The organism is Streptomyces sp. NPDC001351 (assembly GCF_042896045.1).
Lineage (GTDB): Bacteria > Actinomycetota > Actinomycetes > Streptomycetales > Streptomycetaceae > Streptomyces.
The window spans coordinates 66,845-89,845 of record NZ_JBIAWS010000015.1 but is presented as its reverse complement, the minus strand read 5'-3'; the positions used below and the strand labels follow the sequence as shown (position 1 = coordinate 89,845).

Annotated in this window: 23 protein-coding genes and 5 tRNA genes; 20 read left to right on the top strand and 8 right to left on the bottom strand. The window is 70.0% G+C overall.

The annotated features are described in order from the left end of the window. Nucleotides 1–5 precede the first annotated feature (5 nt). Nucleotides 6–3,752, bottom strand: a complete 3,747-nt coding sequence (locus ACFY1U_RS40285) for a nitrate- and nitrite sensing domain-containing protein (RefSeq protein WP_390699004.1) — start codon at nucleotides 3,750–3,752, stop codon at nucleotides 6–8. Nucleotides 3,753–4,355: 603 nt separating this feature from the next. Between ACFY1U_RS40285 and ACFY1U_RS40280 the strand changes: the two genes are divergently transcribed. The 10 genes from ACFY1U_RS40280 to ACFY1U_RS40235 all read left to right on the top strand — a co-directional run bounded on the left by ACFY1U_RS40280 (nucleotide 4,356) and on the right by ACFY1U_RS40235 (nucleotide 9,088). Continuing rightward, a complete protein-coding gene (locus ACFY1U_RS40280) occupies nucleotides 4,356–4,544 on the top strand; it encodes a hypothetical protein (RefSeq protein ID WP_390699003.1) in 189 nt (62 codons plus the stop codon). A gap of 127 nt (nucleotides 4,545–4,671) precedes the next feature. Beyond that, nucleotides 4,672–5,457: a fumarylacetoacetate hydrolase family protein gene (locus tag ACFY1U_RS40275; RefSeq protein ID WP_390699002.1), complete on the top strand. Its 786-nt coding sequence runs from the start codon at nucleotides 4,672–4,674 to the stop codon at nucleotides 5,455–5,457. Beyond that, a complete protein-coding gene (gene gltX, locus ACFY1U_RS40270) occupies nucleotides 5,450–6,934 on the top strand; it encodes a glutamate--tRNA ligase (protein ID WP_390699001.1) in 1,485 nt (494 codons plus the stop codon). Before ACFY1U_RS40275 ends, gltX begins: the two co-directional genes overlap by 8 nt. Nucleotides 6,935–7,045: 111 nt before the next feature. After that, complete coding sequence (locus ACFY1U_RS40265; RefSeq protein WP_390699000.1) at nucleotides 7,046–7,720, top strand: DUF4241 domain-containing protein; 675 nt, start codon at nucleotides 7,046–7,048, stop codon at nucleotides 7,718–7,720. A 50-nt stretch (nucleotides 7,721–7,770) separates the two neighbouring features. Then, the gene (locus ACFY1U_RS40260) at nucleotides 7,771–8,502 is read left to right on the top strand and encodes an HAD family hydrolase (RefSeq protein ID WP_390698999.1); all 732 of its coding nucleotides are present in this window, start codon (nucleotides 7,771–7,773) and stop codon (nucleotides 8,500–8,502) included. Between the two features lie 91 nt (nucleotides 8,503–8,593). Further along, a tRNA-Gln gene (locus ACFY1U_RS40255) sits at nucleotides 8,594–8,665 on the top strand. A gap of 39 nt (nucleotides 8,666–8,704) precedes the next feature. Next, nucleotides 8,705–8,777 (top strand) — tRNA-Glu (locus ACFY1U_RS40250). Nucleotides 8,778–8,806: 29 nt separating this feature from the next. Continuing rightward, nucleotides 8,807–8,879 (top strand) — tRNA-Glu (locus ACFY1U_RS40245). 20 nt (nucleotides 8,880–8,899) lie between these two features. Beyond that, nucleotides 8,900–8,971 (top strand) — tRNA-Gln (locus ACFY1U_RS40240). A 44-nt stretch (nucleotides 8,972–9,015) separates the two neighbouring features. Next, nucleotides 9,016–9,088, top strand: a tRNA-Glu gene (locus ACFY1U_RS40235). Nucleotides 9,089–9,141: 53 nt separating this feature from the next. Here the strand turns inward: ACFY1U_RS40235 and ACFY1U_RS40230 are convergent. Next, on the bottom strand, nucleotides 9,142–9,789 hold the full coding sequence (locus ACFY1U_RS40230; protein ID WP_390698998.1) for a MerR family transcriptional regulator: 648 nt from the start codon (nucleotides 9,787–9,789) through the stop codon (nucleotides 9,142–9,144). Between the two features lie 89 nt (nucleotides 9,790–9,878). Here ACFY1U_RS40230 and ACFY1U_RS40225 point away from each other — a divergent pair, with 89 nt between their 5' ends. Beyond that, nucleotides 9,879–10,412, top strand: coding sequence for a DUF4188 domain-containing protein (locus ACFY1U_RS40225; protein WP_390698997.1), 534 nt, complete (start codon nucleotides 9,879–9,881; stop codon nucleotides 10,410–10,412). 82 nt (nucleotides 10,413–10,494) lie between these two features. On the opposite strand, the gene ndgR is transcribed toward ACFY1U_RS40225, so the two are convergent. Then, entirely contained in the window at nucleotides 10,495–11,211 is a 717-nt protein-coding gene (gene ndgR, locus ACFY1U_RS40220) for an IclR family transcriptional regulator NdgR (protein WP_015036427.1), read from the bottom strand. 188 nt (nucleotides 11,212–11,399) lie between these two features. On the opposite strand from ndgR, the gene leuC reads away from it, so the two are divergent. The 4 genes from leuC (at nucleotide 11,400) to ACFY1U_RS40200 (ending at nucleotide 14,710) form a co-directional block, all read left to right on the top strand. Then, nucleotides 11,400–12,830: a 3-isopropylmalate dehydratase large subunit gene (gene leuC / locus ACFY1U_RS40215; RefSeq protein WP_390698996.1), complete on the top strand. Its 1,431-nt coding sequence runs from the start codon at nucleotides 11,400–11,402 to the stop codon at nucleotides 12,828–12,830. A 5-nt stretch (nucleotides 12,831–12,835) separates the two neighbouring features. Further along, entirely contained in the window at nucleotides 12,836–13,429 is a 594-nt protein-coding gene (gene leuD / locus ACFY1U_RS40210) for a 3-isopropylmalate dehydratase small subunit (protein ID WP_390698995.1), read from the top strand. 265 nt (nucleotides 13,430–13,694) lie between these two features. Beyond that, nucleotides 13,695–13,925, top strand: coding sequence for a hypothetical protein (locus ACFY1U_RS40205; RefSeq protein ID WP_390698994.1), 231 nt, complete (start codon nucleotides 13,695–13,697; stop codon nucleotides 13,923–13,925). Nucleotides 13,926–14,062: 137 nt separating this feature from the next. After that, a complete protein-coding gene (locus ACFY1U_RS40200; protein ID WP_390698993.1) occupies nucleotides 14,063–14,710 on the top strand; it encodes an HU family DNA-binding protein in 648 nt (215 codons plus the stop codon). Nucleotides 14,711–14,799: 89 nt separating this feature from the next. Here ACFY1U_RS40200 and ACFY1U_RS40195 read toward each other — a convergent pair whose 3' ends face one another. Continuing rightward, nucleotides 14,800–15,003, bottom strand: a complete 204-nt coding sequence (locus ACFY1U_RS40195) for a hypothetical protein (RefSeq protein WP_390698992.1) — start codon at nucleotides 15,001–15,003, stop codon at nucleotides 14,800–14,802. Nucleotides 15,004–15,216: 213 nt separating this feature from the next. Further along, complete coding sequence (gene cofC, locus ACFY1U_RS40190; RefSeq protein WP_390698991.1) at nucleotides 15,217–15,855, bottom strand: 2-phospho-L-lactate guanylyltransferase; 639 nt, start codon at nucleotides 15,853–15,855, stop codon at nucleotides 15,217–15,219. A gap of 156 nt (nucleotides 15,856–16,011) precedes the next feature. On the opposite strand from cofC, the gene ACFY1U_RS40185 reads away from it, so the two are divergent. The 3 genes from ACFY1U_RS40185 to ACFY1U_RS40175 are packed head-to-tail and all read left to right on the top strand — an operon-like array spanning nucleotide 16,012 to nucleotide 19,018. After that, entirely contained in the window at nucleotides 16,012–16,794 is a 783-nt protein-coding gene (locus tag ACFY1U_RS40185) for a lysophospholipid acyltransferase family protein (RefSeq protein ID WP_390698990.1), read from the top strand. Beyond that, nucleotides 16,791–17,801 carry an NAD(P)H-dependent glycerol-3-phosphate dehydrogenase gene (locus ACFY1U_RS40180; protein ID WP_351475399.1) on the top strand — a complete coding sequence of 337 codons (1,011 nt, stop codon included), beginning with the start codon at nucleotides 16,791–16,793 and terminating at the stop codon, nucleotides 17,799–17,801. Before ACFY1U_RS40185 ends, ACFY1U_RS40180 begins: the two co-directional genes overlap by 4 nt. A 59-nt stretch (nucleotides 17,802–17,860) precedes the next feature. After that, the gene (locus ACFY1U_RS40175; protein ID WP_390698989.1) at nucleotides 17,861–19,018 is read left to right on the top strand and encodes a D-alanine--D-alanine ligase family protein; all 1,158 of its coding nucleotides are present in this window, start codon (nucleotides 17,861–17,863) and stop codon (nucleotides 19,016–19,018) included. An 83-nt stretch (nucleotides 19,019–19,101) separates the two neighbouring features. Here ACFY1U_RS40175 and ACFY1U_RS40170 read toward each other — a convergent pair whose 3' ends face one another. Both ACFY1U_RS40170 and ACFY1U_RS40165 read right to left on the bottom strand, forming a co-directional pair. After that, complete coding sequence (locus ACFY1U_RS40170; RefSeq protein ID WP_390698988.1) at nucleotides 19,102–19,593, bottom strand: DUF3515 domain-containing protein; 492 nt, start codon at nucleotides 19,591–19,593, stop codon at nucleotides 19,102–19,104. 20 nt (nucleotides 19,594–19,613) lie between these two features. After that, on the bottom strand, nucleotides 19,614–19,847 hold the full coding sequence (locus ACFY1U_RS40165) for an Lrp/AsnC family transcriptional regulator (protein ID WP_003997603.1): 234 nt from the start codon (nucleotides 19,845–19,847) through the stop codon (nucleotides 19,614–19,616). A 206-nt stretch (nucleotides 19,848–20,053) separates the two neighbouring features. On the opposite strand from ACFY1U_RS40165, the gene ACFY1U_RS40160 reads away from it, so the two are divergent. Together ACFY1U_RS40160 and thiD are read left to right on the top strand one after the other, a co-directional pair. Beyond that, nucleotides 20,054–21,019, top strand: a complete 966-nt coding sequence (locus ACFY1U_RS40160; RefSeq protein ID WP_030943058.1) for a thiamine-phosphate kinase — start codon at nucleotides 20,054–20,056, stop codon at nucleotides 21,017–21,019. Next, nucleotides 21,016–21,822: a bifunctional hydroxymethylpyrimidine kinase/phosphomethylpyrimidine kinase gene (thiD, locus tag ACFY1U_RS40155; protein ID WP_390698987.1), complete on the top strand. Its 807-nt coding sequence runs from the start codon at nucleotides 21,016–21,018 to the stop codon at nucleotides 21,820–21,822. The genes ACFY1U_RS40160 and thiD overlap by 4 nt, the downstream gene beginning before the upstream one ends. Here the strand turns inward: thiD and ACFY1U_RS40150 are convergent. Continuing rightward, nucleotides 21,797–22,993, bottom strand: coding sequence for an FAD-dependent monooxygenase (locus ACFY1U_RS40150; RefSeq protein ID WP_390698986.1), 1,197 nt, complete (start codon nucleotides 22,991–22,993; stop codon nucleotides 21,797–21,799). The two genes, thiD and ACFY1U_RS40150, sit on opposite strands and share 26 nt — an antisense overlap. Nucleotides 22,994–23,001 lie beyond the last annotated feature (8 nt).

The window sequence follows — 23,001 nt, the reverse complement described above, 5'->3', positions numbered from 1 at the left end:
CTCAACTAACGCTCCTGCTGGTGAGTGGGGCTCGGGAAACTGCCGGTCTGACCGGTACCTGTACCGGCCTGGCGACCCTGCGCGATGCCCCGACGGAGATTGGTCAGCCGGCCGCGTACGTCGTCAGGCGCACGCGAGACCTGCGGACCGGCTTGGTGCTGTTGCTGCTGAGCCGTGCCCGGAACGAGGTTCGCCCGGGGCACCCGGCGCGGCAGGCCGGAGGTGGTGACGCCGCCCGCCGCCGGCTGCCTGACACGCTCTGCCTGCCGGACGAGATCGTCGTTCGGCGAGGTGCGCCAGGAAGAGGTGGCGGGACGCTGTGAGGCCGCAGAGTGCTGCGGGGCCGCGGGAGCGGCCGGAGCCTGCGGCTGCTGCGGGGCCGGTGCGGAGCCGTTGCTCTGCTGACCGCCCTGCTGGCCGTGGAACCAGTTGGTCTCCAGCGTGTCGTACAGCGGCGTACGGCCGTCGCCGGGGCCCGGCGCCGGCGGCAGCGCCTCGGGCTCCTGGCGGACGGGCCGCTGCTGCGGACGCTGCGGAGCCGGCTGCCGGGGAGCACCGAAGTCACCGCCCGGACGCTCGAACTGTCCGGTGCCACCGGGGTTCTGGCCCGGCAGGGAGTGCTGCCCGGTGGAGCCGTTGTCGTAGCCCGGTGCGGCGAACTGGCCCGTGGAGCTGCCGTCGTACGCCTGCGGGACCGCGAACTGGCCCGTGTTGGCGGGGTTGTTCGGGTTGGTGTGGCCGCCTCGCCCGTTCTGGCCGGACGGCGCGCCGAAGACGTCCGAGCGGACGAACTGGCCCGTGTTCTGCGAACCGTTGGTGCTCGGCTGAGGCGCCCCGAAGTCCTGGGCGGCGAACTGCCCGGTGTGCTGCGGGTTGCCCGGCGCCGGAGCACCGAAGTCGGGGCGCGCGAATTCCGAGGTGGAACCGGGACCCTGGCGGTCGTCGGACCGCGGGACCGCGGGCATCTCGGACGTCGCGTCGATGCGCGGCATCCGGGAGGTCTCGTCGTGGCCGCGCGGAGTGTCGAGCGAGGCGCGCGGCACCGGCGGCTGCGCGTTCTCGTCGCTCCAGCTCGGCCGGGGCTGCTGGTTGCCGCCCGGAAGCTCGGCGCGCGGACCGCCACGGCCCGGCAGCTGCGGCTGACGGCCACGCCGGCCGCGGCCCTGCTCATTGCCTGCGTCGGCGTTGTTGGGGGACTGCGGCGGTACGGCGCCACGAGCGCCGCCGAAGCTGTCCTGACCCATGCCCGCGGCCTGCAGGCCCTGCGGCGCACCCGGAGCCTGACCGAACCCGGCGCCCGCACCCGCGGGAGCCGGCCGGCCCTGCTGGGGGGCTGCCGGAGACTGCGGTCCACGCACTCCGCCGGACCCACCCGGACGGCCGTCGCCGGCACCCGGCAGCGCGGCCCGCGGGCCCTGACCGGCACCGAGCAGACCACCACCGGAGGCGGCACCGGCACCGAGGGCGCCGCCACCGGGTGCACCGGCGCCGGCCTGGCGTCGTGCGGCGGCCACGCCGGCGGCTGCCTGCGCGGCGGCGGGACCGCCGGAGGCACCGGCGCCCTGACCCGGCTTGGGCTGCGGCTTCTTGCCGCCCTGGGCGACATCGACGGGCAGCATGACCAGCGCGGTCGTACCACCGGAGTCGGAGGGGCGCAGCTGGATGCGGATGCCGTGGCGCTGCGACAGCCGGCCGACCACGAACAGACCCATGCGGCGGGAGACGGAGACGTCCACGGTGGGCGGCGAGGCGAGCCGCTCGTTGATCGCCGCGAGGTCCTCGGGGGAGAGGCCGATACCGGTGTCGTGGATCTCGATCAGGACGCGGCCGTCGGGCAGCGCGTGACCGGTGACCTTGACCTTGGTCTGCGGCGAGGAGAACGAGGTCGCGTTCTCCAGCAGCTCGGCGAGCAGGTGCACGAGGTCGTTGACCACACGGCCGGCGACCTCGGTCGTCGGCACGGCGGCCAGCTCGATGCGCTCGTACTGCTCCACCTCGGAGGCGGCGGCGCGGAGCACGTCGACCAGCGGGACCGGGCGGGTCCAGCGGCGGCCGGGCTCCTCACCGGCGAGGACGAGGAGGTTCTCACCGTTACGGCGCATACGCGTCGCGAGGTGGTCGAGCTTGAACAGCGAGGACAGCTGGTCCGGGTCGGCCTCGCGGGACTCGAGCTCGGAGATCAGCGACAGCTGACGCTGGATGAGGCCCTGGGAGCGGCGCGAGAGGTTGGTGAACATCGCGTTGACGTTGCCCCGCAGGAGGGCCTGCTCGGCAGCGAGGCGGACCGCCTCGCGGTGCACGTCGTCGAAGGCCGCGGCCACCTGGCCGATCTCGTCCCGGGAGTGCACACCGACCGACTCGACGGAGGTGTCGACGTCCTGCGGGTCCGACTCGGACAGCTGCTTGACCAGCTCGGGCAGGCGGTCCTGGGCGACCTTGTTGGCGGTCTCCTGCAGCCGGCGCAGCGAGCGGATCATGGAGCGGGCGATGACGAAGGCGCCGACCAGGGAGACACCGAGCACGAGCAGGATCAGCGCACCGGAGATGATGGCGTCCTGCTGGGTGGCGCTCTTCAGCTCGCGGGCCTTCTGCTCCATGTCCTCGAGCAGGGTGTGCTCGATCTTCTTCATCTGCTCGATCTTGGTCGAGCTGTCGTCCACCCAGTCCTGGTACGAGCGCTTCGGCAGGTCGTCCAGGGCGTTCTGGGAGGCGAGGGCGCGGCTGGCGTACTTGTCGCTGGCCGTGATCGTCGTGTTGTTCTCCTCGATGGGCTTGAGGAGAGCGGTGGCCTTGTCGCTGCCGTAGATGCTCCGGAAGCTCCGCAGCTCGGACTTCTGGCTCTCCAGGGCCGACTGCGCGTACAGCCGGTCGTTCTCCGACAGGCTGCCGACCGTGGTGTTGTTCGCGGGGAGCGCCGCCGCCAGAACGGCGCGCTGCATCGACGCGTACTCCTTGGCGGAGGAGAAGGAGGCCAGGGCGCGGGTGCGCTGGATCATCTCGGGGTTGCTGGTGGCCTCGGCCATGTCCTGGGAGAGGCTCAGCAGGTGCGTGACGAGACGGTGGTAGGCCTCGACGGTCTGGGTCGAGTTGTCCTTGGCCTGGTAGGCGCTGGAGCGGATCTTCGACAGCTGTTCGAGGTCGCCGACCACGCCGACGAGGCTCTCGCGGACGCCCTGGAGCGATCCGTCCTTGTTGGAGGTGTCGATCTGCTCGGCGGCGTCGATGAAGTTGGTCTTGGCCCGGTCCGTCTTGTCCCGGTAGCCCTTGACCGTGTAGTCGCTCGCCTTCGAGCCGTGCGCCAGCGGACCGGAGGACAGGTCGCGCTCCTTCTGGAGCGCGTCGGCCAGCTCGGTGGCCTGCTTGGTCATGTCCGTCAGCAGCTTCATGTTGTCGAGCTGCTGGATGTCGTTCATGTTGTCGCTGATGCGCAGGGCGCCCAGCGAGGTGGCCGCCACCACGGGAAGCGCGAGCAGCGACACCAGGCGCGTGGAGATGCGCCAGTTGCGCAGGGCCACACGGGACCCTGGGCCGCTCGGACCGCTGGGTGGCTTGACCGCCGGAGCGGCGGAGCCGGGGGACCCGGGGGGTGCCGACGCGCCGGGGCGCCCGGGGCGCTCTCCGCCGTCGCCGGACGGTGCCGGGCCCGGGTTCTGGGCGTGCTGGGGGGAGGGACTGCCGGCATTGGGGCCAGTCCCGCCGTGCGGCTCCGGCTCCGCCGAAGCACTGCCATCCCTCTTGAAACGTCCCTGCACTAGCGTCGCAACCTCTGGACCAGGCGCCCCTCCGGGTGAACGGAAAGACACGGTGTCGGCGTTTTAGGCGGCGCCCTGAATGCGCCCCCTGATGGTCGTGAAGTGACCGGCGCTGGCTCCCCCTTCTCGCCGCAACGCGGCGCTTGTCGCGCCCCCTGTGCGCCGGCTCGATCCTGCGGCGGTCCGTGGAATTCCAGCACAGTGCCGGATCTCCAACAAGGGCCGAGCACTATGCCGTGACCCACGTGACTGCATGTGAGTGCGGGGTCACCGGACGTAGAAAGTGATCTCGTCCATAACGGACTTATGTGAGCGAGTCGCCCAGGTGGGAGCGGTGTCCCAGTCGCCATGATCAGGAGCGGAATGATGGCTTCAGGGGGTCAATGTCCGTTTCGTAGGGGTCACCCACAGGCCGGAATTGACCGTTTTGCCGCTCGGGTCGTGAGCAAACTCACATGCTGATCATGGGGTCTTCGCGTCGTGGGGAGGGAATTGAATGTTTAGCCTGACGCTTTACAGGACGTAACACTTTGACAACCGCGCCTGCGCGAGAGGCCGCTGGCCCCGGCCGGGCGCCCGTAGACGACAAGGTCACGTACAACAGTGAAGACGACGATGATGTTCCGCAACATAGCCAACCCGCGGCGCACGACGCTGGCGCACCTCGAGGACGCCGACGCACTGCAGACGCCGCAGCAGCCGGAGCACTCCGTCGACCTCCCGTCCCAGACGGCCAACCCGCGCCGCACCATCCTGATGGAGGCCCCCGCCACGGCCTCCGTCGCGCAGTAGTACGCACACCGGCCGTAGATCACTCACCGCGGCCGCGCACGGATCAAATGCGCCAAGCGCAGCCCCCTTGCCGCGTTAGCCTGGAGCGTCAGACTCCAGCCGGCTCAAGTGAGGGGCGCAGGATCCCGTGCGCATCGCCAGGTTCTCCATCGACGGGAACGTCGCCTTCGGCGCGGTCGAGGGCGACAAGCCGGACGAGCTCGTCCTCGACATCATCAAGGGCATCCCGTTCGCGGACTTCGAGCTCTCCGGTACGAAGGTGCCGGTCAGCAAGGTCAGGCTGCTCCCGCCGGTGCTCCCCAACAAGGTCGTGGCCTTCGGCCGCAACTACGCGGAGCACGCGAAGGAACTGGGCAACGAGGTGCCCGACGCGCCGTTCGCCTTCTTCAAGCCGTCCACCTCGGTGATCGGCCCCGGCGACGAGATCCAGTACCCCACCTTCACCGAGGACCTCCACCACGAGGCCGAACTGGCCGTGGTCATCGGCCGCATGTGCCGCGAGGTCCCGCGCGAGCGCGTGGCGGACGTCATCTTCGGCTACACCTGCGCCAACGACGTCACCGCCCGCGATGTGCAGAAGCGTGAGAAGCAGTGGGCCCGGGCCAAGGGCTTCGACACCTCCTGCCCGCTCGGCCCCTGGGTGGAGACGGATCTCGACCTCGCCACCGCGTCCGACCTGACCGTCCAGCTCACGGTCAACGGCGAACAACGCCAGCTCGGCCGCACCAGCGAGATGATCCACCCCATCGAGGATCTGATCGTCAACATCTCCGAGGCCATGACGCTGCTCCCCGGCGACGTGATCCTCACGGGCACCCCGGCAGGCGTCGGGCCGCTCACCGTCGGCGACGAGGTCGCCGTCACCATCGAAGGCATCGGCACTCTCACCAACAAGGTTGTCAAGCGTGGCTAGCGCACCCGGCTCCCCCGTACGCGTCCGTTTCTGCCCCTCGCCCACCGGTAACCCCCATGTGGGCCTGGTCCGCACCGCCCTGTTCAACTGGGCGTTCGCCCGGCACCACCAGGGCACTCTGGTCTTCCGCATCGAGGACACCGACGCCGCCCGCGACTCCGAGGAGTCGTACAACCAGCTGCTCGACTCGATGCGCTGGCTGGGCTTCGACTGGGACGAGGGCCCGGAGGTCGGCGGCCCGCACGCGCCGTACCGCCAGTCGCAGCGCATGGACCTCTACGCCGACGTCGCGCAGAAGCTCCTCGCCGCCGGGCACGCCTATCACTGCTACTGCTCCCAGGAGGAGCTGGACACCCGCCGTGAGGCCGCCCGCGCCGCCGGCAAGCCGTCCGGCTACGACGGCCACTGCCGTGACCTCACGGCCGCCCAGGTCGAGGAGTACAAGGCCCAGGGCCGCACCCCGATCGTCCGCTTCCGCATGCCCGACGAGACGATCACCTTCACGGACCTGGTCCGCGGCGAGCTGACGTTCACGCCGGAGAACGTGCCGGACTACGGCATCGTCCGCGCGAACGGCGCCCCGCTGTACACGCTGGTCAACCCGGTCGACGACGCCCTGATGGAGATCACCCACGTCCTGCGCGGCGAGGACCTGCTCTCCTCCACCCCCCGCCAGATCGCCCTCTACAAGGCGCTGATCGAACTCGGCATCGCGAAGCAGATCCCGGCCTTCGGTCATCTGCCCTACGTCATGGGCGAGGGCAACAAGAAGCTGTCCAAGCGCGACCCGCAGTCCTCCCTGAACCTCTACCGCGAGCGCGGCTTCCTCCCGGAGGGCCTGCTCAACTACCTGTCCCTGCTGGGCTGGTCGCTCTCCGCGGACAAGGACATCTTCACCATCGGGGAGATGGTCGCGGCCTTCGACATCGCGGACGTGAACCCCAACCCGGCCCGCTTCGACCTCAAGAAGTGCGAGGCGATCAACGCCGACCACATCCGACTGCTGGATGTGAAGGACTTCACGGAGCGCTGCGCCCCCTGGCTCAGGGCCCCCTTCGCGCCCTGGGCGCCGGAGGACTTCGACGAGGCCAAGTGGCAGGCGGTCGCCCCGCACGCCCAGACCCGTCTGAAGGTCCTCTCGGAGATCACGGACAACGTCGACTTCCTGTTCCTCGCCGAGCCGGTCTTCGACGAGCCGTCCTGGACGAAGGCGATGAAGGAGGGCTCGGACGCTCTCCTGCGTACGGCCCGCGAGAAGCTGGAGTCCGCCGACTGGACCTCCGCCGAGTCCCTCAAGGAGGCCGTCCTGGCCGCCGGTGAGGCCCACGGCCTCAAGCTCGGCAAGGCCCAGGCCCCGGTCCGCGTCGCCGTCACCGGCCGCACGGTCGGCCTGCCCCTGTTCGAGTCCCTGGAGATCCTGGGCAAGGAGAAGACCCTGGCCCGCATCGACGCGGCGCTGGCGAAGCTGGCGGCGTAGCGCACACGCGCGTGCAGAGGCGGCGGCCGTTGCGGCCGCCGCCCCTCGGCGTTGTCAGTGGGGCGCACTAGTGTTCCGGCATCGTTCTCAAGATCCGGAAGGGCACCTGTCATGCCGATGTCTCCTCGTGACTACACCTGGCTGTTCACGCCGGGCAGCACGTTCGCCTACGAGTCCGGGCAGACGGGCGTCATCCACGTGGCCGACGGCGGGATGCTCGACCTGCCCACCGGACGGGTCGTCGCCTGCGACCCGTTCGTCTACCTCGGGTCCGGGGACATGGAGCCGTTCACCGTCACCGTCGCCCCCGGTCGCTACCGCGTCGACGCGGCTGTAGCGACCCTCACCCGTCCCGGCGAGCCCCCGGCCGAGCGCCCCCACCAGCGGGTGGCGGCGGCCCGCCTGGTGATCCGCGACGAGCCCACCGCGACCTGGGAGTTGGCCGTCGGCCCGGAACAGGACCTCGCCGAACTCGGGGACGACGAGTTCTTCGGCTACGGCGTCGACGCCGGCACCGGCTGCTTCTACGACGCCGCGGCCGAGGAGGCCTTCCCCGGGACCGAGGAGGAAGAGGGGCCGCTGTGGGAGGTCTTCGAGAACAGCGACTGGTCGCATGGGCCCCACCTGGTCACCTCCACCTCCACCGGCCACACGCTGGCCGCGTTCACCTCCGGCTGGGGCGACGGGTTCTACCCCACCTGGATCGGCCGCACCGCCGCCGGCGAGGTCACCTGCTACCTCACGGACTTCTTCGTCGCGCCGGCCCCCACCGACGCCCCCGTGTGACAGTCGCCGATCCACGGACACGCCCCCGACCTCCGGGTTACGGTCGGATCATGAGCATTCGCGCCGTGGTCTGGGACGTCGACGACACCCTCTTCGACTACACCAGCGCGGACCGCGAGGGCATGCGGTCCCATCTGTCCGCCGAGGGCCTGTTCACCGGGGACGAGACCGCGGAGCAGGCCCTCGCGCGGTGGCGTGAGATCACCGACCAACAGTGGGCGCGGTTCTCGGCGGGCGAGGTGACCTTCGAAGGCCAGCGCCGCGATCGCGTACGGGTGTTCCTCGGCGAGCAGCTCACCGACGCCCGGGCCGACGCCTGGTTCCGGCGGTACATGGCGCACTACGAGGCCGCCTGGGCCCTCTTCCCGGACGTCCTGCCCGCCCTGGACGCCCTCGCGGCCAGCCACCGGCACGCGGTGCTGTCCAACTCCAGTCTCACCGTCCAGGACCGCAAGCTGCGCACCCTCGGCGTGCACCACCGCTTCGAGGTCATCCTGTGTGCCGCCGAACTCGGCGTCTCCAAGCCCGAGGCCGGCGCCTTCCTGGCAGCCTGCGAGGCCCTGGGACTCGCGCCGCACCAGGTCGCGTACGTCGGCGACCACCCGGAGATCGACGGGCGCGGTGCCGCCGACGCCGGGCTGCTGTCGGTGTGGATCGACCGCAACGGCGCGCACACCAGCGGTGACGCCCCCACGGGCCCGCACCGGATCGCCTCCCTCGCCGAACTCCCCGCCGTCCTCGGCGCCGATACCCGTTTTGGAGCCCCGTCCACCTTCGGGTAATGTTCTTCCTGCGCCGCCGGAGAGCGGGCCGAAAGGTCCGGAACCGGAGGAGCGAACTAGAACAAGAACCCCGCAGGGGCTTGCGTTCCAGTGGCCTATGGTGTAATTGGCAGCACGACTGATTCTGGTTCAGTTAGTCTTGGTTCGAGTCCAGGTAGGCCAGCTCGCGGAGCTCATCCGCACCGCGGATGTCATCCGCTAAGCCCCCGTTGTGTAGCGGCCTAGCACGCTGCCCTCTCAAGGCAGTAGCGCCGGTTCGAATCCGGTCGGGGGTACTGATCTCGATCAACTCGGGATCGCTAGGGCCCCCGTTGTGTAGCGGCCTAGCACGCCGCCCTCTCAAGGCGGTAGCGCCGGTTCGAATCCGGTCGGGGGTACAAACTGGTCTAAACCACATTGGTCTATGGTGTAATTGGCAGCACGACTGATTCTGGTTCAGTTAGTCTTGGTTCGAGTCCAGGTAGACCAGCTCGGATCTGCGGCGGTGCGGTACTGATCGCTTGCAAGATCCTCGCCCCCGTTGTGTAGCGGCCTAGCACGCCGCCCTCTCAAGGCGGTAGCGCCGGTTCGAATCCGGTCGGGGGTACATCATGAAGGCCCTTCGCTTCGGCGGAGGGCCTTCGTCATGCCCGCCGGCGGCTACTCGAAGCCGTACCGCCGCGTCGTCTCCTCCTCCTGCGCCAGCCGGTGCAGCGCCTGGAGCACCGGCTCGTTGAGGATCGCCCCCAGGATCGCGAACTCGATCTGCTCCTCCTGCTGCGAGGAGTGCGCCTCCATGTTGTCCAGGTCCTGGACCGCCGTCCGGTACATCAACTCGGCGTAGGGCGTGAGCATTTCGATCCCGAAGTCGTAGCCGAGCCGGCGCAGCGCGGCCACCCCCACCACCAGCGAACGGTACGCGGGGGAGAGGGAGGTCAGCCGCTTGGCGTTCTGCCAGCCGAGCCGGTCCAGGAGCGCGGTGACCTCCCGGTGGGCGGCCTGGACGAACTCGTCGTCCTCGTCCGGCTCCGGCACCTGCGGCAGCGCCCACACCGCGGCGCCGAGGCGGATCGCCCGTGGCAGGGAGTCGTCGTCGACATGCCCCAGCACCTCCCGGACCGTCGCCACCGGCACCCGGCCCACCTGGATCATCGCCCGCACCAGCCGCAGCCGGCGCAGATGCTCCTCGTCGTACTCGGCCGTCGTGGCGTTGACCTGGACTCCGGGCGGCAACAGACCTTCGCGCAGGTAGTACTTGATCGTCGCGGTGGACACCCCACTGCGCTCGCTGAGCTCGGCCAGCCGCATCTCTTGCGCCTCTCCTTGGGAAGTGCCACTATCCAAGCACCGGACAGAAGGATAGCTCCGCTATCCGAAGAGGGAGGCAGGGGACCGCCATGTTCGCGAAGCCGGTACGAGGTCGCACGACCGCGGATGCGGAAGGTGATGTGGTGGTCCTGCTCATCGGCATGCGGGTGAACCACTTCTGGGCGGTGCACCAGTGGCTGCCGGTCATGCTGGCGATGTTCCGCATGCTTGGGGAGCTTGCGCGGAACCATGACCGGGGGCTGCTGGGGCGCGTACTGCTGACGGCCTCGCCGCGGACGTACTACATCGTCCAGTACTGGGAGTCCAAGGAGAAGTTGTACGCCTACGCGCACTCGCCGGAGATGTTCCACCACCGGGCCTGGTCGATCATCAACGGCAAGGAACGCACGGGCAAGGTGCGCGGCCATGTGGGGCTGTGGCACGAGGCGTACGTGGTTCCCGAGGGGTCCTACGAGGCCGTCTACTTCGACATGCCGGCCTTCGGACTCGCCGGTGCGCACGGGCAGGTGCCGCTGGAGAAGCGGGGGCGGTACGCCAAGGACCGTTTCGCGTACCGGTCGGCGGCCGGGGCCGAGCAGAAGGCGGCCGAGAAGACCGGGTGACGAGGGGGGATCGGGGGAGCGGGGAGGGCCTGCCGCGGCGTTGAGGCGGGCCCTCCCCGCCGACGTTCCTACGGCCCGTGCGTCAGCCGGTGCGGCGCAGTGCCTCGGAGAGGCGGGCGGCGGCGTCGATGACCGCCTGGGCGTGCATACGGCCCGGGTGGCGCGTCAGGCGCTCGATGGGGCCGGAGACGGACACGGCGGCCACCACGCGGTTGGACGGGCCGCGTACGGGCGCGGAGACGGACGCGACGCCCGGTTCCCGCTCGCCGATGGACTGGGCCCAGCCGCGCCGCCGCACGCCCGAGAGGGCGGTGGCCGTGAAGCGGGCGCCCTGCAGGCCCCGGTGCAGGCGCTCCGGCTCTTCCCAGGCCATCAGGATCTGCGCCGAGGAACCGGCCTTCATCGTGAGCGTCGAGCCGACCGGGACGGTGTCCCGAAGTCCGGACAGGCGCTCCGCCGCGGCGACGCAGATGCGCATGTCGCCCTGGCGGCGGTAGAGCTGGGCGCTCTCGCCCGTCACGTCCCGCAGATGCGTGAGCACCGGGCCCGCGGTCGCGAGAAGACGGTCCTCGCCGGCGGCCGCAGCCAGCTCCGCCAGGCGCGGGCCGAGAATGAAACGGCCCTGCATGTCGCGTGCCACCATACGGTGGTGCTCCAGGGCCACGGCCAGTCTGTGGGCCGTCGGTCGTGCCAGTCCGGTGGCCGCCACCAGTCCCGCGAGGGTGGCAGGTCCGGACTCGAGGGCGCTGAGGACAAGGGCTGCCTTGTCCAGAACGCCCACGCCGCTACTGTTGTCCATGAAACGATACTCACGTCTCACTCTGTGAAACGCAAGTTCCTTTTTTCGTGAGACGCGCAACCCTTGTATGCACAGCGGCCCGCTGACCGAACGGGCCGGATGACGGATGCCCGTGAATTGGGGCCGGGCGCCGTCTCCTCAAGATCTCTAGTTGGGCCGGTGGACGTTTGCCGGCCGGAGGGAAAGCGATGGGTAGGACACTCGCGGAGAAGGTCTGGGACGACCACGTCGTCCGGCGCGCCGAGGGCGAGCCCGACCTCCTCTTCATCGATCTCCACCTCCTGCACGAGGTGACCAGCCCGCAGGCCTTCGACGGTCTGCGTCAGAACGGCCGCCCGGTGCGCCGTCTCGACCTCACCATCGCGACCGAGGACCACAACACCCCGACCCTCGACATCGACAAGCCGATCGCGGACCCGGTCTCCCGGGCCCAGCTGGAGACGCTGCGCAAGAACTGCGCCGAGTTCGGCGTCCGGCTGCACCCACTGGGCGACGTCGAGCAGGGCGTCGTGCACGTCGTCGGCCCGCAGCTGGGTCTGACCCAGCCCGGTACGACGGTCGTGTGCGGTGACTCCCACACCTCCACGCACGGCGCGTTCGGCGCGCTGGCGTTCGGCATCGGCACCTCGCAGGTCGAGCACGTGCTGGCCACCCAGACGCTGCCGCTGGCCCGCCCGAAGACCATGGCGATCACGGTCGACGGCGAACTGCCCGAGGGCGTCACGGCCAAGGACCTGATCCTGGCGATCATCGCCAAGATCGGTACCGGCGGCGGCCAGGGCTACATCCTGGAGTACCGCGGCTCCGCCATCGAGAAGCTCTCGATGGAGGCCCGGATGACCATCTGCAACATGTCGATCGAGGCCGGTGCCCGCGCGGGCATGATCGCCCCCGACGAGACCACCTTCGAGTACATCAAGGGCCGCGCCCACGCCCCCGAGGGCGAGGACTGGGACGCCGCCGTCGCGTACTGGAAGACGCTGAGGACGGACGAGGACGCCGAGTTCGACGCCGAGGTCGTCATCGACGCCGCCTCGCTGTCGCCGTTCGTCACCTGGGGCACCAACCCGGGCCAGGGTGCGCCGCTTTCGTCCGCCGTCCCCGACCCGGCTTCGTACGAAGACGCATCGGAGCGCCTCGCCGCCGAAAAGGCCCTGGAATACATGGGGTTGGAGGCCGGACAGTCGCTGCGCTCCATCAAGGTGGACACCGTCTTCGTAGGCTCCTGCACCAACGGCCGCATCGAGGACCTGCGCGCCGCGGCCGCGATCGTCGAGGGCCGCAAAGTCGCCGACGGCGTACGGATGCTGGTCGTCCCCGGCTCCGCGCGGGTCGGTCTGCAGGCCGTCTCGGAGGGCCTGGACGTCGTCTTCAAGGAGGCCGGCGCCGAATGGCGGCACGCGGGCTGCTCGATGTGTCTGGGCATGAACCCCGACCAGCTGGCCCCGGGTGAGCGCTCCGCGTCCACCTCCAACCGCAACTTCGAGGGCCGGCAGGGCAAGGGCGGTCGTACGCACCTGGTGTCGCCGCAGGTCGCCGCCGCGACGGCGGTCCTGGGCCACCTGGCCTCCCCGGCCGACCTGTCCGACGCCGAGACCCGTACGCCCGCTGGAGTCTGAGAGTCATGGAAGCATTCACCACGCACACCGGCCGGGCCGTCCCGCTGCGCCGCTCCAACGTCGACACCGACCAGATCATCCCTGCTCACTGGCTCAAGAAGGTCACGCGGGACGGTTTCGAGGACGGGCTGTTCGAGGCCTGGCGCAAGGACGAGACCTTCATCCTCAACAGCCCCGAGCGACAGGGCGCCACGGTCCTGGTCGCCGGCCCCGACTTCGGCACCGGCTCCTCCCGTGAGCACGCGGTGTGGGCGCTGCAGAACTACGGCTTCAAGGCCGTGATCTCGTCCCGCTTCGCCGACATCTTCCGCGGTAACTCGCTGAAGAACGGCCTGCTCACAGTCGTTCTGGAGCAGAAGATCGTGGACGCGCTGTGGGAGCTCACGGAGCAGGACCCCGAGGCCGAGATCACCGTCGACCTGGAGGCCCGCGAGGTGCGCGCCGAGGGCATCACCGCCTCCTTCGAGCTGGACGAGAACTCCCGCTGGCGGCTGCTGAACGGGCTGGACGACATCTCCATCACCCTCCAGAACGAGGCCGACATCGCCGCGTACGAGGCCAAGCGCCCGTCGTACAAGCCGCAGACGCTCAAGGTCTGATCCCGAGCCCCTCCCCAGGTCGGGTTTCGGCCACCTGAACACCCCCGCTGTACCCCCGATCGGCCCGATCGGGGGTACAGCTGTGTCCGGGCCCGAGCGGCCTCGGACGCGCTCGCGCCCGTTCCCAACTTCCCACGTTACGACGGTTGTTGCCGGGGTAGCCGAGTTGTGAAGGCGCGACTTCCACCGGAGCCCGGAAGGCCGTTTGAGGCATCAGTTGCGACCCCCGCAGGCGACAACTCGCCCCAGATGGCACAATCTGTGCATGGAACACGACGGCCAACTCGAGCTCTATGCGGCAGTCGCGGACCAACTGAAGGAAGCGCACACAAGGGTGCGCGCACTGCAAGTCCCGGAGGGCGTACGGATGGCGCTGACCCGGAAGCTGCTGGTCATTACGGCCGCGGCCAAGCACGATCTCGCCGATGCGGCAAGGCGTCTGGAGGCGTTCACCGTGGACCTCGACGAGGGTCGATTCCCCGAAGAGGACCGCTGAACGCGTTCGAGACAGCCGAGTTCGTTGCGGCGCACGGGTGATTAGCCCGTTTCGTGTTTGATTTGCGGTATATATCTGCCTAACGTGCGAAAAAGCTTGAACACTTTCGTTCTGGCAATGTCTCCGAAGGGGAAGACGTGAACAAGGCGCAGCTCGTAGAAGCGATTGCCGACAAGCTGGGCGGCCGACAGCAGGCCGCCGAGGCTGTCGACGCGGTCCTGGACGCCATCGTCCGCGCGACCGTCGCCGGGGACCGGGTCTCGGTCACCGGCTTCGGCTCGTTCGAGAAGGTCGACCGTCCGGCCCGCTACGCCCGCAACCCGCAGACCGGCGAGCGGGTTCGGGTCAAGAAGACCTCCGTTCCGCGCTTCCGCGCGGGCCAGGGCTTCAAGGACCTGGTGAGCGGCTCGAAGAAGCTCCCGCGCGGCGGCGAGGTCGCCGTCAAGAAGGCGCCCAAGGGCAGCCTGACCGGTGGCGCTTCGGCGACCGTGAAGAAGGCGGCCGCGAAGAAGACCACCAAGGCGGCCGCCGCCAAGAAGACCACGGCGAAGAAGACGACGGCGAAGAAGACGACGGCCGCCGCCAAGAAGACGACCGCGAAGAAGACGACGGCCAAGAAGACCACGGGCGCCGCCAAGACCACCGCGGCGAAGAAGAGCACCGCCAAGACGGCGACCGCGAAGAAGGCCCCGGCGAAGAAGGCGACGGCCAAGAAGGCCCCCGCCAAGAAGTCGACGGCCCGCAAGACCACCACCGCCAAGACGGCCACGGCCCGCAAGAGGTAAGAGGTAAGGGCACAGGGGCACTCACGCGCCGGGCCGGACTCCGCATCGGAGTCCGGCCCGCGGCGTGTTTTCGGGGGCAGAGAGCCTGGTCAGAGGGTCTGGAGCGTCACCAGGGTGATCCGGAGGCTGTCTTTGGCGCCCTCCGTCTCGATACGTACGCGCTGACCGGCGCGGAGCAGTCGCAGGCCGCCCGCGTCGAACGCCGGTGCGTCGAAGGGCACCGGGGTGCCGTCGTCCAGCAGCACGCTGCCGGTCCTTGTCTCGGCGTCGTACGTGTATGCGGTGGCTTGCATGTCGGCCAGCCTAGTGCCTGCGGCGGCTCGCCGTTGGCGTGCGGCTGTCTGCCGACTGCGGATGGGTTGTGGCTGGTCGCGCAGTTCCCCGCGCCCCTTCGGGGCGCTGAGCCCAGCTCAGCCTGCGGGCAATCGTGCCGCCTAGGGCGGCACGGGTGGGCGCAGGCGGCACCTCTCAGCGAGCAGCGCCCAACCCACCTCCGCACCGGCATCTCAGGTACCTGGGATCAGCAGCCCCGCCGACACCAGCGCCGTAAACCCCCCCACCCCCAGCGCCAGCGCCGCGCGCAAGTCGGCGCCCGTGTCGACGTCCTGGCGTACGGAATCCACGTTCCCGAGCATGAGCTCCACGGCTCCGGACTCCCGGTGCCGGGCACGGGAATCCAGGCCGAATGCCGGGAGCAATTCCTGCCCGGGGGTTGCGGCCAGCAACGTGGTACCGATCGCCGCCGCGTCGGCGAGGAAAGCGCGGGGGAATTCCGCGGCCGCGTCCAGCACGCGGGACAATTCCAGGGGCCGCAGCGCCGGAAGATCGGCGTTCAGGGCCGCGACGGGGCTGCCGGGCCGTACGGCGCGTACGGCGGTCACCCCGTGCGTCAGGGCCGCGTTGAGACCCCCTCGGGGCTCGTCGGGAACGATCCGCGCGCCCAGCGCGGCGAGCTCTCGGCCGGCCAGGGCGTCGTCCGTGACGACCGCCACATCCCCGACCGCGGGGCAGGCCAGCGCCGCCGCGACGGTGTCCTGGGCGAAGGCGAGAGCGAGGCCGGGGCGCAGCCCGTCGGCCGCGGTGTCCGAGAGCCTGCTCTTGGCGCGCCTCAGGGGTTTCAGGGGTATGACCAAGGTCCACAGCACCGGCGTTCCGTCCCTCTCTTGTCGCGGCCATTGTCACTCAGCCGTCACCTGGACCATCTGGCGGTCGCGTCGTCGGGGCGTACGGTGTTCTCGACAGACCGGCGGCCTGGGGCGACACTTGTGCGGCCCCCCAAGGCCCTAGAGGAAGGTGTCCGCGTGCCCCGCCGCAGAATCGGCTTCTGGTACCGCTTCGCAGCGGTGCTCTGCAAACCGCCACTGGTGGTTCTGATCAAGCGGGACTGGCGCGGAATGGAGCACATTCCGGCCGAGGGCGGATTTATCACCGCGGTGAACCACAATTCCCATGTGGACCCCTTCGCGTATGCGCACTATCAGTACAACACCGGACGGGTTCCGCGATTCCTGGCGAAGAGCGGCCTTTTCAAGAAGGGATTCGTCGGCGCCGCGATGCGCGGCACCGGACAGATCCCCGTCTACCGCGAGACCACGGACGCGCTGAGCGCATTCCGCGCCGCGATCGACGCCGTGGAGCGCGGCGAGTGCGTGGCCTTCTACCCCGAGGGCACCATCACCCGGGACCCGGACCAGTGGCCCATGACCGGCAAGACCGGTGCCGCGCGCGTCGCCCTGACGACCAAGTGCCCGGTGATTCCCGTGGCTCAGTGGGGCGCCAACGAGCTGCTGCCGCCGTACGCCAAGAAGCCGAACCTCCGGCCGCGCAAGACCCACCACGTGCTCGCTGGGCCGCCCGTCGATCTCTCGCGCTTCTACGACAAGGAGATGACCCCGGACCTCCTGAAGGAGGCGACCGAGGTCATCATGGCCGCCATCACCCGCCAGCTGGAGGAGATCCGCGGCAAGAAGGCGCCCGAGACGCCGTACGACCCGCGCCGTGAGCGGATCGAGCAGCGGCGCAGGACGCACGAGCAGAAGCAGGTCCGGGAGAAGGCCGAGCAGGAAGAGGGGCAGGGTACGTGAGCAAGCCCGTCAAGGCGGCCGTCTTCGGCACGGGTTCGTGGGGCACCGCGTTCGCCATGGTGCTCGCCGACGCGGGGTGCGAGGTCACCCTGTGGGGCCGGCGAGCCGAACTCGCGGAGGCGGTCAACTCCACGCGGACGAACCCCGACTACCTTCCCGGTGTCGAACTCCCGGACAACGTACGGGCGACGGCGGACGCCGCCGAGGCCGCCCGCGGCGCCGACTTCACCGTCCTCGCGATCCCCTCGCAGACGCTGCGGGGCAACCTCGCCGAATGGGCGCCGCTGCTCGCGCCCGACACGACCCTCGTCTCCCTCATGAAGGGCGTCGAACTCGGTTCCGCCATGCGGATGAGCGAGGTGATCGAGGACGTCGCCAAGGTGGGCGCCGACCGGATCGCCGTCGTCACCGGGCCCAACCTCGCGCGGGAGATCGCCGCCCGGATGCCCGCCGCGGCCGTCGTCGCCTGCACCGACGAGGCGGTCGCCCAGCGGCTCCAGGCCGCCTGTCACACGCCGTACTTCCGGCCGTACACGAACACGGACGTGGTCGGCTGCGAACTGGGCGGTGCCGTCAAGAACGTGATCGGCCTCGCCGTCGGCATCGCGGACGGCATGGGCCTCGGCGACAACGCCAAGGGCTCGCTCATAACCCGCGGCCTCGCCGAGACCACCCGGCTCGGCATCGCGCTGGGCGCCGACCCGCTGACCTTCTCCGGACTCGCGGGCCTGGGCGACCTGGTGGCGACCTGCTCCTCGCCGCTGTCGCGCAACCACACCTTCGGCACCAACCTCGGCAAGGGCATGACCCTGCAGGAGACCATCGCGGTCACCAAGCAGACCGCCGAAGGCGTCAAGTCGTGTGAGTCCGTGGCGGATCTGGCCCGCCGGCACGGCGTGGAGATGCCCATCACCGAGACCGTCGTGGACATCGTGCACGAGGGCAAGCCCCCGGTGGTCGCCCTCAAGGAGCTGATGTCGCGCAGCGCGAAGCCCGAACGACGCTGAGCGAACCCGCTGAGTCGACGCTGTATCGGGGCTCTACCAACGGGTACGCTCAACGCGATATGAGCACCGAGAACCTCCCCCAGAGCCCTGAGCAGCCGCCTCGCAAGCCGCGCGTGGCCGTCGTGTTCGGCGGGCGCAGCTCCGAACACGGGATCTCCGTGGTCACCGCAGGCGCCGTCCTCAAGGCCATCGACCGGACCAAGTACGACGTCCTGCCGATCGGCATCACCCGGGAGGGCCGCTGGGCCCTCACCGCCGACGAGCCCGAACGCATGGCGATCACCGACCGCCGTACCCCCGAGGTGGAGGACGTCGCCGAGTCGGGCGAGGGCGGTGTGGTGCTCCCCCTCGACCCCGGCAACCGTGAAGTAGTCGTCAGCGAGCCCGGATCGGTGCCCAAGGCGCTCGGCGAGGTCGACGTCGTCTTCCCCGTCCTGCACGGACCGTACGGCGAGGACGGCACCCTGCAGGGCCTGCTGGAGCTCTCCGGCGTCCCGTACGTGGGTTCGGGCGTGCTCGCCTCGGCCGTCGGCCAGGACAAGGAATACATGAAGCGGGTGTTCACCTCCTTCGGGCTCAAGGTCGGCCCGTACGTGGTGATCAGGCCGCGTGAGTGGGAGCAGGACGAGTCGGCCGCCCGCAAGAAGATCGTCGATTTCGCGGGCGAGCACGGCTGGCCGCTCTTCGTGAAGCCCGCGCGCGCGGGCTCGTCGATCGGCATCACCAAGGTCGACGACATCGCCGGCCTCGGCGACGCGATCGCCGAGGCCCAGCGGCACGACCCGAAGATCCTCGTGGAGGCCGCGCTGCGCGGCCGCGAGATCGAGTGCGGGGTGCTGGAGTTCGCGGACGGTCCGCGGGCGAGCGTGCCCTCCGAGATCCCGCCGCCGGACACGCACGCGTACTACGACTTCGAGGCGAAGTACATCGACTCGACCCCGGGGATCGTCCCGGCGCCGCTGACGCCCGAGGAGACCGCCGAGGTGCAGCGGCTCGCGGTGGACGCCTTCGAGGCCGCGTCCTGCGAGGGCCTGGTGCGCGCGGACTTCTTCCTCACCGAGGACGGCGAGTTCGTGATCAACGAGATCAACACCATGCCCGGCATGACCCCCATCTCGATGTACCCCCAGATGTGGCAGGCGACCGGCATGAGCTACCCCGAGCTGGTGGACAAACTCATCCAGGCGGCACTGCGCAGGTCGACCGGGCTGAGGTGAAGCGCCCCGCAAGGGGCGCGGGGAACTGCGCGAGCAACCAACCACGACTCGCAGTCGACGTATGACCTTTCCGCCGACGGCGATTAGTCGGCAACACCCGCCGGCACCGCTTTCTTGATGGCAGGCGCCAGATCAACCAACGGCGCCATGCCATCCCCGGCCCGCCCCGCAGGGATACTCACCTCGACGTAAGCCCTCCGCAGCGTCGAGGTGAAGCGGAAGGACCCGTCCTTCTGCTTCTGCAGCAGCCACCCGACGCCGTTGACCTCGACCCCGTCGGCCTCCGGATCACTCATCTCCGCGGGCCGCGGAACACCGCAGCGCAGTATGATCGCCGGGTCCCCCCAGCCCGCGGTCAGCGCCGACGCGGGCGTGGGGTCCCGGCGACTCAGACCGTCGACCTTGGCCGGCAGCACCTTGTCCAGGCTCCGGCACAGCGCAGCGACCTTCGCTCCCGGCGAGGGAACCGCCGCCGACGCGCTGTCGTCTGCTGATGAGCAGCCCGCGGTGCCGATCAGCAGTGCGAGTACGGGCAGCCCGGCAACGACAGGGTGCCGGCGACGAAAAAGCTTCACCGGCCAAGGGTAGACGGGGGCTACAGATGGACGACCGGGCAGGTCAGGGTGCGGGTGATGCCGTCCACCTGCTGGACCTTCGCGACCACCATGCGGCCCAGGTCGTCCACGGTGTCGGCCTGGGCCCGCACGATCACGTCATAAGGTCCTGTCACGTCCTCGGCCTGGATGACTCCAGGGATCTTGCTGATCGTCTCGGCGACGGTCGACGCCTTGCCGACCTCCGTCTGGATCAGGATGTACGCCTGTACCACGGAACCTCCAGGGCGGCCACGAGGATCATGTGGGGAAAAGGAACGCCACGGTATCGCGTCGCCGCTCGCCGCGGGGAGACCTGCGGAGGCCGGGGCTTGCGCGCCGGGGTGCAGGCACGGCAAAGGTTGACGGTCACCTCGACCGTATCGAGGACACTGATGACGCGCGACCGGGCACGGCCAGGGACAGAAGGGGAGCAAGGGCAATGAAGGGCACTGTTGGTGAGCTCGGGGAGTTCGGGCTCATCAGGGAGCTCACCTCCCGTCTCACCACCACCCCGGCGGTCCGGGTCGGCCCCGGCGACGACGCCGCGGTGGTGGCCGCGCCCGACCGCCGGGTCGTGGCCAGCACCGACATCCTCCTGGAGGGACGGCACTTCCGCCGCGACTGGTCCACCGCCTACGACGTCGGACGTAAGGCCGCTGCGCAGAACCTCGCGGACATCGCCGCCATGGGTGCCGTACCGACCGCGCTGCTGCTCGGCCTGGTGGTGCCCGCCGAACTCCCGGTGACCTGGCCGAGCGAGCTGATGGACGGCATCCGCGACGAGTGCCAGGTCGCGGGCGCCTCCGTGGTCGGCGGGGATGTCGTACGGGGCGACACGATCGTGGTGTCGATCACCGCGCTCGGCGATCTGCGCAACCAGGAGCCGATCACCCGGGGTGGCGCCCAGCCCGGGGACCTGGTCGCGGTGACGGGCTGGCTCGGCTGGTCCGCGGCCGGTTACGCGGTGCTCTCCCGGGGCTTCCGTTCGCCGCGCGCCTTCGTGGAGGCGCACCGGCGGCCCGAGCCGCCGTACCACGCGGGCCCGGCGGCCGCGGGGCTCGGCGCGACCGCGATGTGCGACGTCAGCGACGGGCTCATCGCCGATCTGGGACACATCGCCGAGGCCAGCAAGGTCCGTATCGACATCCGTTCCGGCGCGATCGACATCCCGTCCCAGATGAACGACATCGGGCAGGCCGTCGGTGTCGACCCCATGCAGTGGGTGCTGACCGGGGGAGAGGACCACGCGATCGTGGCGACCTTCCCGCCGGACGTGAAGCTGCCGGCCCGCTGGAAGGTGATCGGCGAGGTGCTCAACCCCTCGGCGCTGCCCCAGGTGACCGTGGACGGGGCGCCGTGGACCAGCAAGGGCGGCTGGGACCACTTCGGGGACATCGAGTCATGAGCGCCCCGCCCAGGGTGCTGACGGTCGCGGGCTCGGATTCCGGCGGAGGGGCCGGGATCCAGGCCGACTTGAAGACGATGCTCGCGCTCGGCGTGCACGGCATGAGTGTCGTCACGGCGGTCACCGCGCAGAACTCCCTTGGCGTGCAGGGGGCTTGGGAGCTGCCGGTGGAGGCCGTGCGGGCCCAGTACCGCAGTGTGGTCGACGACATCGGCGTACAGGCGGTCAAGACCGGGATGCTGGCCTCGGCGGAACTCGTCGAGACGGTCGCCGAGTTGATCGCCGCGACCGATGCCCCCGCGGTCGTCGACCCGGTCGGCATCTCGAAGCACGGGGACTCGCTGCTGGCCGCCTCCGCGCTGGAGTCCGTACGGACGAAGCTGCTGCCCGCGGCGACCGTCGCGACGCCGAACCTCGACGAGGTGGCCCAACTCGCCGGGGTGCACGTCGGGGCGGAGTCGGATCTGCGCGAGGCCGCCGCGGCCGTGCTGTCGTACGGACCGCGCTGGGTGCTCGTCAAGGGCGGCCATCTCTCCGGTGATGCCGTCGACCTGCTCACCGACGGCTCCGAAGAACACTGGCTGCGCGCCCCGCGGCACGACAACCGGCACACGCACGGCACGGGCTGCACCCTCGCGTCGGCGATCGCCTCGCAGCTCGCGAAGGGGCAGTCCGTGCCTCAGGCGGTGGCGGCGGCCAAGGAGTACGTCACCGGGGCGATCGCGGCCGGCTTCGCACTCGGCGGCGGGATCGGACCCGTGGACCACGCCTGGGCCCTCAGAAGGGGTACTCCCTCAGCTTGATGTCGGTCGCTGCCTTCTCGGTCAGCCGCTTGAAGAAACGGGCCAGCGGGCGGGAGGCGAGGACCCGGTACATGCGGTCCCGGCTGCGGATGCGCCGCTCGGTCGGCGGGGCGAAGAACGGGCCCGCGTTGCCGGAGATCTTCTGGCAGCCCTTCGCGAAGTCCCGGATCCGGGTCTCGTACTCGGCGAAGGCGGTGCGGAAGTCACCGCCCGCGAGGGCGAGTTCACCGGCGAGGACATACGCGCCGACGATCGCCACGCCCGTGCCCATGCCGCCCATGGTCGCCCCGTAACCGGCGTCACCGAGCAGCGCCACGCGCCCCTTGGTGAGGCGGTCGACGTGGATCTGGGCGATCGCGTCGAAGTACACGTCCTCGGTCTCCTCCAGCGCCTTCAGGACGGTCGGGGTCTCCCAGCCCATCCCGGCGAAACGCTCCAGCAGGATCCGCCTGACCGCCGTGACGTCCCGGCGGTCGTACGACAGCTCCTCGGACCGGAAGACCAACAGCGCGCCCGCCCGGTCCGGATCGCCGTCGTAGTTGCCGATCACGAGCGCGCGGCCCGGCTCGCTGTAGACCCGGCCGGTGCGGTCCAGGCCCAGGTGGTTGGGTACGTCGAAGCCGGCCACGTAGTGGTCGAAGAAGCGCAGGTAGCGGGACTCGTCGCCGAAGACGAGGCGGCGGGTGTTGGAGTGCAGCCCGTCGGCGCCGATCACCAGGTCGAAGCGGCGGGCAGCGCCCCGTTCGAAGGTGACGTCCACGCCCTGCGCGTCCTCGGTCAGCGAGGTGACCGAGTCGCCGAAGACGTACTCGACATCGTCCTTGGTGCGCTCGTACATGATCTTCGCGAGCTCGCCGCGGAAGATCTCCACATCGCCGCTCATCAGCTCGGCGGGCAGGTCCACGCGCGGGCTGCCGTCGGCGTCGACGACGGTCTGGCGGCCCATGTGGGTCTGGCGGGCGTGGATCTCGTCCCAGATGCCCATGGAGGTCAGGACGGTGCGGTGGACCTGGCCGCGGAAGTCGACCGCGAAGCCGCCGCCGCGCAGCTCGGGCGCCTTCTCGACGACCGTGACACGGGCGCCGAGGCGGGCGAGGTTGAGGGCGAGGGCGGGTCCGGCGACGCTGGCGCCGGAGATCAGGACACTGAGGTGAGCGAGGTTTTTCGTCATGCGGTGAG